General features: G+C 66.7%; 14 protein-coding genes. 3 read left to right on the top strand and 11 right to left on the bottom strand.

What is annotated here, in order from left to right; genetic code table 11:
* Positions 1 to 40 precede the first annotated feature (40 nt).
* The gene (locus tag BLQ70_RS08440) at positions 41 to 790 is read left to right on the top strand and encodes a proteasome-type protease (RefSeq protein WP_061966982.1); all 750 of its coding nucleotides are present in this window, start codon (positions 41 to 43) and stop codon (positions 788 to 790) included.
* 85 nt (positions 791 to 875) lie between these two features.
* Positions 876 to 3,107 carry a putative bifunctional diguanylate cyclase/phosphodiesterase gene (locus BLQ70_RS08435; protein WP_082617373.1) on the top strand — a complete coding sequence of 744 codons (2,232 nt, stop codon included), beginning with the start codon at positions 876 to 878 and terminating at the stop codon, positions 3,105 to 3,107.
* 28 nt (positions 3,108 to 3,135) lie between these two features.
* Here the strand turns inward: BLQ70_RS08435 and BLQ70_RS08430 are convergent, their stop codons facing one another.
* A complete protein-coding gene (locus tag BLQ70_RS08430) occupies positions 3,136 to 3,735 on the bottom strand; it encodes an exopolysaccharide biosynthesis protein (protein ID WP_091856581.1) in 600 nt (199 codons plus the stop codon).
* A 119-nt stretch (positions 3,736 to 3,854) separates the two neighbouring features.
* Complete coding sequence (locus BLQ70_RS08425; RefSeq protein ID WP_091856580.1) at positions 3,855 to 4,124, bottom strand: usg protein; 270 nt, start codon at positions 4,122 to 4,124, stop codon at positions 3,855 to 3,857.
* 159 nt (positions 4,125 to 4,283) lie between these two features.
* On the opposite strand from BLQ70_RS08425, the gene bcsS reads away from it, so the two are divergent.
* The gene (gene bcsS / locus BLQ70_RS08420; RefSeq protein WP_170843345.1) at positions 4,284 to 5,015 is read left to right on the top strand and encodes a cellulose biosynthesis protein BcsS; all 732 of its coding nucleotides are present in this window, start codon (positions 4,284 to 4,286) and stop codon (positions 5,013 to 5,015) included.
* A 7-nt stretch (positions 5,016 to 5,022) separates the two neighbouring features.
* Here bcsS and BLQ70_RS08415 read toward each other — a convergent pair whose 3' ends face one another.
* The 9 genes from BLQ70_RS08415 to BLQ70_RS08375 all read right to left on the bottom strand — a co-directional run bounded on the left by BLQ70_RS08415 (position 5,023) and on the right by BLQ70_RS08375 (position 14,156).
* A complete protein-coding gene (locus tag BLQ70_RS08415; protein WP_091856578.1) occupies positions 5,023 to 6,624 on the bottom strand; it encodes an NTP transferase domain-containing protein in 1,602 nt (533 codons plus the stop codon).
* Between the two features lie 10 nt (positions 6,625 to 6,634).
* Positions 6,635 to 7,327, bottom strand: a complete 693-nt coding sequence (locus tag BLQ70_RS08410; RefSeq protein WP_091856577.1) for an XdhC family protein — start codon at positions 7,325 to 7,327, stop codon at positions 6,635 to 6,637.
* A 3-nt stretch (positions 7,328 to 7,330) separates the two neighbouring features.
* Complete coding sequence (locus BLQ70_RS08405) at positions 7,331 to 7,960, bottom strand: LysE family translocator (protein WP_091856576.1); 630 nt, start codon at positions 7,958 to 7,960, stop codon at positions 7,331 to 7,333.
* Position 7,961: 1 nt separating this feature from the next.
* Complete coding sequence (locus tag BLQ70_RS08400) at positions 7,962 to 8,285, bottom strand: XdhC family protein (protein ID WP_047574650.1); 324 nt, start codon at positions 8,283 to 8,285, stop codon at positions 7,962 to 7,964.
* 41 nt (positions 8,286 to 8,326) lie between these two features.
* The gene (locus BLQ70_RS08395) at positions 8,327 to 9,526 is read right to left on the bottom strand and encodes a vWA domain-containing protein (protein WP_091856575.1); all 1,200 of its coding nucleotides are present in this window, start codon (positions 9,524 to 9,526) and stop codon (positions 8,327 to 8,329) included.
* Entirely contained in the window at positions 9,523 to 9,903 is a 381-nt protein-coding gene (locus BLQ70_RS08390; protein WP_091856574.1) for a nuclear transport factor 2 family protein, read from the bottom strand. The genes BLQ70_RS08395 and BLQ70_RS08390 overlap by 4 nt, the downstream gene beginning before the upstream one ends.
* Positions 9,904 to 9,936: 33 nt before the next feature.
* Positions 9,937 to 10,851: an AAA family ATPase gene (locus tag BLQ70_RS08385; protein WP_061966972.1), complete on the bottom strand. Its 915-nt coding sequence runs from the start codon at positions 10,849 to 10,851 to the stop codon at positions 9,937 to 9,939.
* Between the two features lie 120 nt (positions 10,852 to 10,971).
* Positions 10,972 to 11,775 (bottom strand): FAD binding domain-containing protein, encoded by an 804-nt coding sequence (locus tag BLQ70_RS08380; protein WP_091856573.1) that lies wholly within the window; start codon positions 11,773 to 11,775, stop codon positions 10,972 to 10,974.
* Between the two features lie 17 nt (positions 11,776 to 11,792).
* Positions 11,793 to 14,156 carry a xanthine dehydrogenase family protein molybdopterin-binding subunit gene (locus tag BLQ70_RS08375; RefSeq protein WP_091856572.1) on the bottom strand — a complete coding sequence of 788 codons (2,364 nt, stop codon included), beginning with the start codon at positions 14,154 to 14,156 and terminating at the stop codon, positions 11,793 to 11,795.
* Between the last annotated feature and the right edge of the window lie 34 nt (positions 14,157 to 14,190).

Raw genomic sequence — 14,190 nt, 5'->3', positions numbered from 1 at the left:
TCCGCCAGGAAGACTGGGCCAAAAAGCAGGGATCGAACCCGTGACCTATTGCGCCGGAATCCTCGTGCAGGATGGCCTCGTCATGATCGCCGACACCCGCACCAATGCCGGGCTCGACGACATCTCGACCTTCCGCAAGCTCCATGTCTTCAACTGGCCGGGCGACCGCAATTTCGGCCTGATGACGGCCGGCAATCTCTCGATCACGCAATCGGTGGTGAGCTTCCTGCACGAGGGGCTGCTCAATCCCGAGAGCGGCGAACTCGACACATTGCAGAACGCCAGCTCGATGTTCAGGGCCGCCCAGCTCGTCGGCCGCTGCATCCGCCATGTCCGCGACATCGACGGGCCCGCGCTGGAGGATGCTGGCGTCAAATTCGAGATCGGCATGCTGTTCGGCGGCCAGATCAAGGGGCAGCCGATGCGCCTCTTCATGGTCTACAGCGCCGGCAACTTCATCGAGTGCGGCATCGATTCCCCATTCCTGCAGATCGGCGAGCATAAATACGGCAAGCCGATCCTCGACCGTGCCGTCACCTACAAGACCCATCTCTACGACGCCTTGAAAGTCGGTCTGATCTCGATGGATTCGACCATGCGCTCGAATCTCGGCGTCGGCCTGCCGATCGATCTCGTCGTCATCAGACGCGACGCCGATGATTTCGAGCTCAACCGGCGGATCGAGGCGGGAGAGCCGTATTTCCACGATCTGCGCGAACGCTGGTCTGCGGCACTGCGGGCCGCGCATATGGCGATACCGCGGCCACCTTACGCACCACCCGGAGCTTGAGCGCTTGAAAACCCGTGTGCAGGCAACGGGATGTCAATAATTCAAGCCTTAAGTCACAGCACCAAGACCCTTTTCCGGACGCGTAATGCCCGCATTCACTGCCGCGAAGATGACGAATGCGGGCTCCTCCGCTCGCATGTTCGCGAGCACCGTGGTGACGCTGGGCTGCGCCTTCCTGCTGCTGATGGCTGCCGGGATCGGCGTCGTCGTCGCGATCACCCGCGAGGCCAATCGCCTCGAGGCCCAGCGCCAGGGCGAGCGCATCGAGGCCGCCGTCAACGCCCAGATCAAGCTGAACGAACTGAGGCTGGAGCGGCTCGTCGCTGCCGGCGACCTGCCTGAAGCCCTGCAGCAGCCCGGCTCCCCGGCCATGCTCAAGGCCGCGCTCAAGCGTCTGGGCAATCAGCTGATGGATTTCGACGGCGCCTATATCGGCGGAACCGGCGGAACCGTGCTGGCCTGGGTCGAGAACCCGACCACGATGGATCATGCGGATCACGAGCGCCCGCATCATATCGATGCGTTGCAGCGCGGCGCGAAGAGTTCCTTCGTCGCTACCGTCATCGGCGACGAGGTCACGCCCCAGTTCGGCGCGGCCCGTTCGACCATCACCACGGATGGCGACGAGACACTGCTCCTGACGGTGATCGACCTGTCGCGCATCGCCTCCTTCAGCTCCGAAGGCGGCTCGATCCCGCTGTCCTTCGTCGCCTACCGGCACCTGTCCAGCGCCCTGCTCTCGGACCTGGCCGAGCGCAATCGGGTGACCGACATCCAGCTCGTGACCACGCCGCCTGCCGATCCGCTGTCGAATCTGAGCCTGCGCACCGCCGACGGCAAGATCGGTGCCTGGCTGACCTGGTCTCCGGCCCGTCCCGGCGATGTCATGCTGCGCCGCTTCCTCTGGGCGCTGATTGCGGTTGCCCTGCTGTTTTCCGCGATCTTCATCTTCGTCGTCCAGCGCCTGCGTGCCTCGGCCGAGCAGATCGAGCTGCGCGAGCGCCAGATCCAGCGCCTCGCCGGCCAGGATGAGCTGTCCCTTCTTCCGAACCGCCGCAGCTTCGACCTGACGCTCGATCAGACCCTGGCTCATATCCAGCACGATGACGGCCCAAGCCTCGCAATGCTGCTGATCGACCTCGACCGCTTCAAGGCCGTCAACGACACCTATGGCCATACCGCCGGCGACGAACTCATCCGTCAGGTCGCGGTTCGCCTGTCCGGCGCGGTCCAGGTCGGCGACACCGTCGCACGCCTGGGCGGCGACGAATTCGGCATCATCCAGACCCATTCCGCGACGCCGGCCGGCTGCGCCGCGCTCGGCGAGCGCATCCTCGCCAGCCTCAGCGAGCCGTTCACCATCACCGGCGCCGAAGTCACCATCGGCTCCTCGATCGGCATCGCCATGGCCCCGCGCGACGGCACCAGCCGCGAAGCCCTGCTCAAGCTCGCCGATACCGCGCTCTACGAAGCCAAGAACAGCGGCCGCAACCGCTATGCCTTCTTCGAATCGCAGATGAACCGCTCGATGCAATTGAAGCGCATGGTCGAGGACGACCTGCGCCATGCCATCGACAACGACCAGCTCACGCTGCACTACCAGCCGCAGGTCTCCGTCGACGGATCGACCATCGTCGGCGTCGAGGCGCTGGTGCGCTGGCAGCACCCGGCCCATGGCATGATCCCGCCTTCGGATTTCATCGCGATCGCCGAGGAACGCGGCCTGATCGTGCCGCTCAGCGAATGGGTGCTGCGCCGCGCCTGCACCGAGGCCAGGCGCTGGAAGGGCATCCGCCTTGCGGTCAACGTCTCGCCGATCCAGTTCCGCCACAAGGACTTCGTCGCCAACGTTATCCGCACCATCGCGGAGACGGATTTCGACCCGGCCCAGCTCGAACTCGAACTGACCGAAGGCGTGCTGATCGAGGATGCCGACGCCGCCGAAGCCGCGATGATGGACATCCGCGCGCATGGCGTCGGCCTCGCGCTCGACGATTTCGGCACCGGCTATTCGAGCCTGATCTATCTGCGGCGCTTCGCCTTCGACAAGATCAAGATCGACCGCACCTTCCTGGAATACATGGAATCGACCGGCGAATCGGCGATCCTCGTCCATTCGATGGCTCATCTCGGGCGGGCGCTCGGCCTGCGAGTCTGCGCCGAGGGCGTCGAGACCGCCGAGCAGCATCGCTTCCTGCAGGCGATCGGCTGCCACGAACTGCAGGGCTTCCTCTTCTCCAAGGCCGTGCCCGCAACCGAGATCGACCGCCTGCTCGGCCTGGACAATCCCTTCGCCGAAATCCTCGCCGCCGCCTGACACCACGAGCCGGGCGCGCGGCGGACCTTCAGAAGAACAGCTCGTGGATGCCGCTGAAGATCGCGTAGGCGAAGCCTGCGCTGAGCAGCAGGCCGACAGCACCGACCACCGCACCGATGATGATCAGCACCCCGTCCCGCTCGACGAGACCGAGCCCGACGAGACACACGGCAAGCCCGAGCGGGATCTGCCCGATGAAGGGCGCGGCCACGATCAGGCCGAGCGCCAGGATCAGGATCACGAGGCCCAGCACCGGAATGGCATAAGCCCCTCCCAGCATCGTCAGGCGCGGCCGCGAGAAACGTTCAAGCCAAGTCAGGGCAGGCAGCGCCCGCGCCACCGCCCGGGTGAGTTCAGGCTTGCCAATGCTGCGCTTGAGCAGCGCTTGCGGGAGCCACGGCATCCGCCGCCCCGTCAGCATCTGCACGGCAACGAAAGCGAGCACCAGGCCGCAGACCAGTGGGATCGGCGGCGGCATCGGCAGGCAGTTCGGCAGGCCGAGCAGCACGACGAGCAGGGCATAGGCCCGGTCCTGCAACGCAGCGACGATCGTGCCGACGGCGATGCGCTCCCCGGGCAGACCCGCCAGCGCCGTCAGAAGTCCGGATGTACGCAAGGGAGATGACAAGGGAGCAGGCCGTACCGAAGCGGAAGCGCCCGCCTAGCACGGCCGGACACCCGCCAACAAGCGAGCCGGACGCAGGTTTTCAATGCCCCTGGCACGGGGCCGGGAGGCCGGCGAAGCGCTTAGTGCAGGGTGAACACACCGTTTACGTTGCGGATTTCCGCCGGCTTGATCAGACGCGAATGCGCCACGGTTACGGAATGGAGCGGCCCTTCCAGTTCTCGCTTCCAGAACGTCAGGAAGTCCTGCAGGACGGGGAAGCGCGGTGCCAGGTCGTACTGCTGCCAGATATAGGTTTGCAGGACGCTGAGATGATCCGGCATCCGGTAGAGGATGGTTGCCGTGGTCAGCCCATAGCCTTCGAGTTGCCGCATGAAATCGGTCGAAACCATCGCCACCTCCCTCCATTACGGACTGAAAGCTTTGCCGGGTAGATCGAGCCTGCTCCCGCCTGGTTAACAAAGGCTTGCCAGCCTACTGCCAAACTGGTGCAATCCTGAGGCAGGCTGCCGAGCATGGCAGCGTGCGCGACAGCGGGCGTGGGGGCTTGCGTGGCGTACCGAGTGGGCAGGGCCGGGCTGGCCGGGCTGGCGATGGTCTTCGCCGCCACCCCTGCCTCTGCGGCCAGCATCGATGAAGAGGAGCCCGAGCGGGCGCCGCTCTCGATGGTCATCTTCGGTTCGATGGAAGCCGGGCCGACCAAAACCTTTCTTTCGGTCGGGATGAAGCGTGCCATCGCCGGTGGCCTCTCTGAGAGCGGCTTCCGTCTCTTCGTCAAGGCCGGCGGCGCGCAGGAACAGACCCACCGCCACCGGCCGCACGGCGTGACCTACAAGAGCGAAACACAGGCCCTGCTTGGCTATGAATGGCGTGTCGGTGACAGCTTTCTCGCGCTCTATGCCGGCTCGGATATCGAAAGCGAACAGCGGATCGAAGCCTTCGGCCCGTCCTTCACCGGCACCCGCTACGGTGCCCGGCTGCAGGCTGATCTCTGGATCGTTCCCGCGCCCGGAATGGTCGTGCAGGCCAACGCCTACGCATCATCCCTGAACGGGCGCCTCTGGGCGCGTCTCGCGACGGGCTGGCAGGTCCCGGCCGGATTCTATCTCGGCCCGGAATTCGAAGCCTATCGCGAACGCGATTATCGCAAGCTCCGGCTGGGCCTGCATCTCACCGGGCTGCGCTTCCTCGGGCTGGAATGGCGCCTCTCGGGCGGCCTGCAGAAGACCAGCGACCGGCCCTCCGCCTATTACGGCACGCTCGGACTGCACTGGCAGCGTTGAGAGGCGGTCAGCTCCGCAGCGCCCGCAAGGCCTCCGGCGTATCGACATCGATGGCGATGGCGGGGTCCTCGAAGGCCACGTCGATGACGCGCTCCCCGGCTTCGTCGAGCAGCCGCCGTGCGCCACGATCACCGCTCAGCAGCGAGACCGCGGGAAAGATCGCGCGTGCGAGCAGCACCGGATTGCCACGCTGGCCGAACAGGGTCGGCACGGCCGCAAGCGCCTCGGGCTGCGCGCGATGCCCCTCGACCAGGCGCTCGATCACCGCAGGCGTGACATTCGGCATGTCGCCAAGCGAGATCACCGCTGCCGGGACCTCTGGCGGCAATGCCGCAACACCGGCCTTGAGCGAGCTGGCGAGGCCGGAGACGTAGTCGGAATTATGCACGAGCTGCACCGGCAGGTCCGACAGAGCCGCCTCGACCTCGGCGCGCTGGTGACCGGTCACGACGATCACCGGGCTTAAGCCTGCCTCGATCTGCGCTTCGACGGCATGGCGCAGGATCGGCTTGCCGCGCAGGGGTTGCAGCAGCTTGTTCTCCGCGCCCATCCGCGTCGATTGCCCCGCCGCCAGCACGATCCCCGCCAGCGGACCGCGCTCGGGAGAACCCGGAGCGCGCGGCTGCGGCCGCGAGACGATCTCCATCAGCAGGCCACCGACACCCATCTTCTGGACATCGCGACGCCCGACGGGGACACCGGCCAGATAGCGCTGCAGCACCCAGTCGAAGCTGTTCTCCTTGGGCGAGCGGGCGCAGCCCGGCGCGCCGATCACCGGCTTGCCGGCGATGCGGCCGAGCATCAGCAGGTTGCCGGGATCGACCGGCATGCCGAGATGCTCGACTTCGCCGCCGGCCTCCACCAGCGCCTGCGGGATCACGTCGCGCCGGTCGGTGATGGCCGACGCGCCGAAGACGACGATGATGTCCGCCGCTCCCGCCGCCTGCTCGGCGATGGCCGCGGCCAGGGGCTCGGCCTCATGGGGCACGCGCTGGTCGGCGGCCAGCATCGCCTCGGCCGGTTCCAGCCGATCGCGCATGATGCGCAGGGTCTTGTCGACGACGCTCGGCTTCAGCCCCGGCAGCAGGGTCGAGATCACCGCGACGCTGGACGGACGGTAGGCAGCGACCGAGACTGGCGGCGTGTTGCCGAGTGCGTCGAGCGCCTGCTCAACCAGAGTCTGCGGAACCGCATAGGGAATGATCTTCACGGTGGCGACGAGCTCGCCCGCCACGACCGCCTTCAGTGCCGGCAGGGTCGCGACCGTGATCGCCTCGTCCACCGCATTGAAGGCGTCGATCGCCGCAATGTCGACACGCAACACCCCCGCCTGCGTAGCGAACATGTTGACCCGCCCGGTGAAGGGCGACTCGGCCACGATCGCATCTCCGACCATCCGTTCGGCCAGCCGTTCCGCCGCAGCATTCTCGTCGATATCGCCGGGCTCCAGACGGACGGCAACGATCTCGGTGATGCCGGCCGCCGCGAGCTTCGCGGCCAGTTCCGCCGTGACGGTCGCGCCCTTCTTCACGATGGTCCCGTCCGCGCGGATCGTATGCGCCGCGATGCAGCCGACGGCGTCCGCGATGGCGACCGGTCCGAATTTCATCGCGTGATCCTCAGGCCGGCTTGCGGCGCGGGCCGCGCAAAGTCGCGACGATCTCGGCCAGGATCGCGAGCGCAATCTCCGCTGGCGAGACCGCGCCGATATCGAGCCCGATCGGCGCATGGATACGGTCCGTCGCGGCGGTATCGAAGCCCGCTTCCGTCAATCGCTCGAGTCGCCTGCCATGCGTCTTCCGGCTGCCGAGCGCGCCGACATAGAAGCAGTCGGAGCGCAAAGCCGCGAAAAGTCCGGGATCATCGATCTTCGGATCATGCGTCAGCGCGACGAAAGCGGTGTAGGCGTCCAGCCCGATCCGCGGAAGCGCCTCCTCCGGCCATTCGGCGAGCAGCGTCACGTCCGGAAAGCGCTCGGGCGTGGCGAAGGCGCTGCGCGGATCGATGACCACGAGATCGAGATCGAGCGCTTTCGCCATAGGCGCCATCGCCTGCGAGATATGGACGGCACCCGTCACGACCACGCGCGGATGCGGCGCCTGCACGGTCAGGAAATAGGACGTCCCCTCGGCCTCGACCATGCCGCTCTTGCCGGAGCGCAGTTGCCGCTCCAGCAGCTCCGCCAGCGGGTCGCCAGCGATCGCGGCTTGCTTCACCAGCCGCTGCGTGCCGCCGGCGAGATCGCTGACCAGCACGGCCGCGCGGCGCGCCTGGCGCTCTTCATTGAGCGCGGCGAGGGTCGAAAGCTCCACGGCTCAGCCCCTGTCCGTCGCGAGCTTCAGGCCGAGCGCGATCATCAGCGAACCACCGATCCAGCGCCCGAAGCCGAAGCTCGCCTTGGTCTTCTTCATCGCGCCGACCACGAGCGAGGCGCCGAAGACGGTGACGAGATCGGCCGAGGAGAAGGCGAAGTTCACGACCATCCCGAGGATCAGGAACTGCGCCCAGACCGGCAGCGACGCCGAAGGGTCGACGAACTGCGGCAGCAGAGCGATGAAGAACAGCGCAACCTTCGGATTCAGGATCTCGACGATGAAGGAATCGAGCAGCGCACGCTTCACCGTCTTGGGCGGCGCGACCGGCTGATCGGGGGAGCCCATGCGCGAGCGGATCATGCCGATGCCGATCCAGATCAGGTAGAGCGCGCCGGCGATCTTCACGGCCATGTAGAGCTCCGGCACATGCTTGAACACGGCCGAAAGCCCGAAAGCCGCTGCGAAGACATGCAGGTAACAGCCGAGATGGATACCGAGCATCGCCATCAGGCCGGCCTTGCGGCCATGGCTGATCGTCTGGGCGGCCGTGTAGAGCAGCGCCGGCCCCGGAAAATAGGCGACGAGGATCGTCACCGTCGCGAAGGCGACGAGGGTTTCCCAGGAGGCCATCTCAGTTCACCTTCTCGACATAGACCTTGATGCGCCCCCCGCAGGACAAGCCCACCTGCCAGGCCGTCTCGTCGGCGACGCCGAATTCCAGCATGCGCGCCTTGCCGTCGGCGATCACATCGGCGGCCTCGGCCACCACGGCGCCCTCGACGCAGCCGCCCGAGACCGAGCCGAGGAAATTCCCCTCCCCGTCGATGACGAGATGCGAGCCGACCGGGCGCGGCGCCGAGCCCCAGGTCTCGACCACGGTCGCGATGGCGACGCCACGTCCGCCGCGCGCCCAATCCTCGGCAGCGCGCAGGATATCGGTTTCGGTGCTGATCATGATGTCACCTTACGCCTGAATCTGGCCCTTGAGATCATGCCTCAACCGGCTTTCTTCAACCACAGGCGTGGATCGCTCTCCCGCCCTGCATCCAGCGAAAGCGCGGCGCAGAGATCGGCCATCGCCGCGAGATTGTGGATTGGCCGGAACGAGTCGACATGGGGCAGCATAGCCCGGATGCCGCTTGCCCGTGCCGCGAAGGCGTCATAGCGCAGGAGCGGGTTGAGCCAGACGAGCTGCCGGCAGGAGCGGTGCAACCGGTCCATCTCGAAACCCAGGCTGTCATCGAGATGCCGCTCCAGCCCGTCGGTGAAGAGCAGCACGATCGCCCCGCCCGCCAGCACCCGCCGCGACCAGATGCGGTTGAACTCATGCAGGGCGGTCGCGATGCGCGTGCCGCCTTCCCAATCCGGGGCGGCCTTACCGGCGAGCGCCAGCGCGTCGTCAGGGTCGCGCGCCCTGAGCATCCGCGTGACATTGGTCAATCGCGTGCCGAAGACGAAGGAATGCACGCGGCGGCGCTTCTCCGTCAGAGCATGCAGGAAATGCAGGAAGATGCGCGAATACTCGGCCATCGAGCCGGAGATATCGACCAGTGCCACGATCGGCGGGTGCACCTCGCGCCGTTCGCGGAAGGCGAGATCGATCGACGCTCCGCCACCGCGTAGCGACTGGCGAAACGTCCGGCGCGGGTCGATGCGCGCTCCGCGATGCGCCGGCCGGAAGCGCCGCGTCACGATGCTGTCATCGGGCAGCCTGAGCTCCGCGATGAGCTGCTTCGCGCGCGCGATCTCGGCGGCGCTCATCTGGGCGAAATCGCGCGATTTCAGCATCTCGCGATCGGAGACGGTGAGCCGCGCCGTCAGTTCGGTCAGTTCCTTGGGTGGCTCGTCCTCGCGTGGCGGTGGCGCGAAGGCCTCCGCCACGCGGAGCGCCCCCGCCTCCGCCTTCTCCGGCTGGCTGTCGGCGCGGGGCGAAACCGGCGACATCTGCGCCATGATCTTCTCGATCAGGTTGCGGCGCCGCCAGAACAGCCGGAAGGCCTGATCGTAGACCGGTGAGTCCTCGTGCTTCTTCACGAAGATCGCGTGCAGCGCCCAGTAGACGTCGTCACGTCCGCCAAGCGCACCGCCTTCCAGCGCCGCGATCGCCTCGACCACCGCGCCCGGCCCGACCGGCAGCCCTGCCGCGCGCAAGGCACGGGCGAAATAGGCGACGTTCTCGGCAAGCTTGCCGCTCACGTCCCCTGCGTCTCCGTCATGAACACTTTCTGGACGATCTGCCAACGGCTCTCGATCTTCAGCAGCGAGAGCAAGTCGGTGAAATAGCGCGGCGGCATCTGGCACTTCACCTTGACCAGCGCCAGCGTCGGCCCAACGAGGTCGATGGTCAGGATATGATCGTCGCGCTGCATGCCCGCCGCCTGCGGTGCCGGCCGGTTGCGCACGGCGTCGAGCCAGGCGTCGCGCTGGACGATCTGGATCGCGCCGTCGTCGCGCGCCGTGGTCAGAGCGCTGGTCGGATGGAAGACATGGGCGAGCTTCTCGGCATCGCCCTCATAGAGCCCGTCGAGATAGGTCCGGACCGTCGCCTCGACGGCCTTGATATCGGCGTTCATGGCAGCACCCTCTCGCTTCGCGGCGCGGGAAACCTAGCGCCCCGCCTCCGCCTTGGCCCGATCCAGGAGCTCCTTCACCTGCGAGCCCTGCATCGCCTGGATATCGTCCTGATACTTCAGCAATGCGCCCAGCGTATCCGAAACGATGGCCGGATCGAGCGCGACGGCATCGAGCTCGACCAGCGCCGTCGCCCAGTCCAGCGTCTCGGCGACGCCCGGCGCCTTGAACAATTCCTCCTTGCGGATCGCCTGCACGAAGGCGACGAGCTGCTTCGAGAGCTTGGCCGGAGCATCCGGCACCTTCGCCTTGAGGATCGCCAGCTCGCGCACGGCATCGGGGTAGCCGACCCAGTGATAGAGGCAGCGCCGCTTCAGCGCATCGTGGATCTCGCGGGTGCGGTTCGAGGTCAGGATCACGATCGGCGGTTCGGCGGCGCGGATCGTGCCGAGTTCGGGGATCGTCACCTGCGCATCGGCCAAGACCTCGAGCAGGAAGGCCTCGAAGGCCTCATCCGTGCGGTCGAGCTCGTCGATCAGCAGGATCGGCGCCCCGCCCTCCTGCGGCTCCAGCGCCTGTAGCAGCGGCCGTTTGACCAAGTATTTCTCGGAGAAGATGTCGCCTTCCAGCCGCTCGCGATCACCGGCCGCGCCGCCGGCCTCCGCCAACCGGATCGCCATCATCTGCCCGGCATAGTTCCATTCGTAGACGGCCGACGCCAGGTCGAGTCCCTCATAGCATTGCAACCGGATCAGGCGCCGGCCGAGCCCTGCGGCCAGAACCTTGGCGATCTCGGTCTTGCCGGTTCCGGCCTCGCCCTCCAACAGCAGCGGTCGCTTCATCCGAAGCGCCAGAAACAGCACCGTCGCGAGCGCCCGGTCGGCGACATAGCCCTGCCCCTGAAGCAGCGCGAGCGTGGCGTCGATGGAAGAAGGCAGAGGAGAAGACATGGCAACTCGCATCATGCCCGGGCATGTCCCGGGCATCTCTTGATCGAAAGCAAGTAAGGTCCCGAACGAGATGGCCGGGTCAAGCCCGGCCACGACGTGCGCAAGTTGGCAGCCCCTCGCCTACTTCCCCGTCGCCTGCGCCACGGCCTGCTTGGCCATCACGCCGATCAGATGGGCGCGGTACTCGGCATCGGCATGGATGTCGCCGTTGATGCCCTTGGCGGTATGCTTCAGCCCGTCCAGCGATTTCGGCGCGAAGCGCGCCTTCAGCGCAGCCTCCGCTTCCGGCCAGCGGAAGACACCGCCCTCGCCCGCACCGGTCACCGTGACGCGAATATCGCTGCCGCGCTTGGCGACGAAGACGCCGACCATGGCATAGCGCGAGGCCGGGTTGCGGAACTTGGCATAGCCCGCCTTCGAGACCAGCGGGAACGAGACCTTGGTGATGATCTCGCCCTCGTCCAGCGCCGTCTCGTAGAGTCCGGTGAAGAACTCCTCGGCCGTCAGCTTGCGCTTGTTGGTGACGACGGTGGCGCCAAGCGCCAGCAGGGCCGCCGGATAATCCGCCGCCGGATCGTTATTGGCGACCGAGCCGCCGATCGTGCCGCGATGGCGCACATGCGGGTCGCCGATGCTGCCGGCGAGGAAGGCGAGCGCGGGCAGCGCCTCCTGAACCTCGGCCGAGGAAGCCACTTCGGCATGGGTCGTCATCGCGCCGATGACAATGTTGCGGCCCTTGCGATTGATGCCCTTGAGATCTGGACAGGCGCCGAGATCGACGAGCGCGGTCGGCGAGGCCAGCCGCTGCTTCATCGTCGGCAACAGGGTGTGGCCGCCGGCGAGGAGCTTGGCGTCCTCCTTCTTGGCGAGCAGCGTCGCCGCCTGCCGGGCACTGGTGGGCTTGTGATAGGTGAAAGCGTACATCGACTTGTCCTTTCAGCTCACTCGGCCGCCTGGCGGCTGATCGACTTCTGCGCCGCGCGCCACACCGCCTGCGGCGTGGCCGGCATCGCGATGTCCTCATGGCCGAGCGCGTCGGTGATGGCGTTGATCACGGCGGGCGGCGAAGCGATGGCCCCGGCCTCGCCGCAGCCCTTGATCCCCAGCGGATTCGACGGACACGGCGTCACGGTCATGCCAACATCGAAGGATGGCAGATCGTCGGCGCGCGGCATGGTGTAGTCCATGAAGCTCGCGGTCACGAGCTGGCCGTCGGCATTGTAGCGCGCGCCTTCCAGCAGCGCCTGGCCGACGCCCTGGGCGATACCGCCATGGACCTGCCCCTCGACGATCATCGGGTTGATGACGTTCCCGAAATCGTCGACGGCGGCCCAGCGCTCGATCCTGGTCACGCCGGTCTCGGGATCGATCTCGACCTCGCAGATATGGACGCCGGCCGGGAAGGTGAAGTTGGTCGGGTCGTAGAACGCCCCTTCCTTCAATCCCGGCTCCAGCTCCTGCCCATTGAACTTGTGCGCGACATAGGCCTGCAGCGCGCAGGAGCCGAAATCGAGCTTGCGGTCTGTGCCCTTCACCGCGAAATGCCCGTCCGCGAAATCGATATCGGCCTCGTCGGCCTCCAGCACATGGGCGGCGACCTTCTTGCCCTTGGCGATCACCTTGTCGAGCGCCTTGAAGATCGCGGACATGCCGACCGCGCCGGAGCGCGAGCCATAGGTGCCCATGCCCATCTGCACCTTGTCGGTATCGCCATGGATGATCGAGACATTGTCGATGGGGATGCCGAGCCGGTCGCTGACGAGCTGCGCGAAGGTCGTCTCATGGCCCTGGCCATGGCTGTGCGAGCCGGTCAGCACCTCGACCGTGCCGACCGGATTGACCCGGACCTCGGCCGATTCCCACAACCCTACGCCGGCGCCGAGCGAGCCGACCGCCGCCGAGGGCGCGATGCCACAGGCCTCGATATAGGAGGAGAAGCCGATGCCGCGCAGCTTGCCGGCACGAGCGGAATCGCGCTTGCGCTTGCCCAGCCCCTTGTAGTCGATCATTTCCAGCGCCTTCTTCAGCGAGGCGCTGTAATTACCGGTGTCGTACATCATGATGACCGGCGTCTGGTGCGGGAACTTCTTGATGTAGTTCTGCATCCGGAACTTGGCCGGGTCCTTGCCGAGTTGGCGGGCCGTGACCTCGATCAGCCGCTCGACCACGAAGGTCGCTTCCGGCCGCCCGGCGCCGCGATAGGCATCGACGGGGGCAGTGTTGGTATAGACCGCATCGACCTCGCAATAGATCGCCGGGATGTCGTACTGGCCCGACAAGAGCGGCGCGTAGAGATAGGTCGGCACCGAGGAGGAGAAGGTCGAGAGGTAGGCGCCGAGATTGGCCGTGGTCTTGACCTTCATGCCGAGGATCTTGCCCTCCGCATCGGTCGCCAGCTCCGCATGGGTGACGTGGTCGCGGCCATGCGCGTCGGAGAGGAAGGCCTCCGTCCGGTCCGCCGTCCATTTCACCGGCCGTCCGACCTTCTTCGCCGCCCAGACGCAGACCGTCTCCTCGGCATAGATGAAGATCTTCGAGCCGAAGCCGCCGCCGACATCCGGCGCAATCACCCTGAGCTTGTTCTCCGGCGCGATGCCGATGAAGGCGGAGAGCACGAGCCGCGCGACATGCGGGTTCTGGCTGGTGGTGTAGAGCGTGAAGATGCCGTCGCCGGCATCGTAGTCGCCGACAGCCGCGCGCGGCTCCATCGCGTTCGGCACGAGCCGGTTGTTGACGAGATCGATCTTCGTGACGTGCCTGGCGGCCTTGAAGGCCTTCTCGGTCGCGTCCTTGTCGCCAAGATGCCAGTTGAACACGCTGTTGTCGGGCGCCTCGTCATGGACCACGGTCTTGGCGCCGATCGCCTTGGCGGTGTCGACCACCGCCGGCAGCTCCTGATAATCGACCGCGATCGCCTCGGCCGCGTCGCGCGCCTGCGCCAGCGTCTCGGCTACCACGACGGCGACATGGTCGCCGACATAGCGCACCTTGCCCTGGGCCAGCGCCGGATGCGGGCCGGCGCGCATCGGCGAACCGTCCTTGTTGTGGATCATCCAGCCGCAGATCAAACCGCCGATCTTGTCGGTGGCGAGGTCGTCCCCGGTGAAGATGCCGAGCACGCCGGGCATGCCGGCGGCGGCCTTGGTGTCGATCGACTTGATCTTGGCGTGCGCATGCGGCGAGCGCAGGAAATAGGCGTGGGCCTGGCCCGGCCGGTTGACGTCGTCGGTGTAGCGGCCCTGGCCGGTGATGAAACGGTGATCTTCCTTGCGGCGGACTGCGGCGCCGATTCCGGTGGCGGACATGGTGTTCCCTCCTCGCACGGCGCCTCTCGCGGGC

The sequence above is a fragment of the Allobosea robiniae genome (genome assembly GCF_900102525.1).
Classification (GTDB): domain Bacteria; phylum Pseudomonadota; class Alphaproteobacteria; order Rhizobiales; family Beijerinckiaceae; genus Allobosea; species Allobosea robiniae.
Note: the sequence above shows the minus strand (reverse complement) of the source record. Positions and strands in the feature narration are given on the sequence as shown.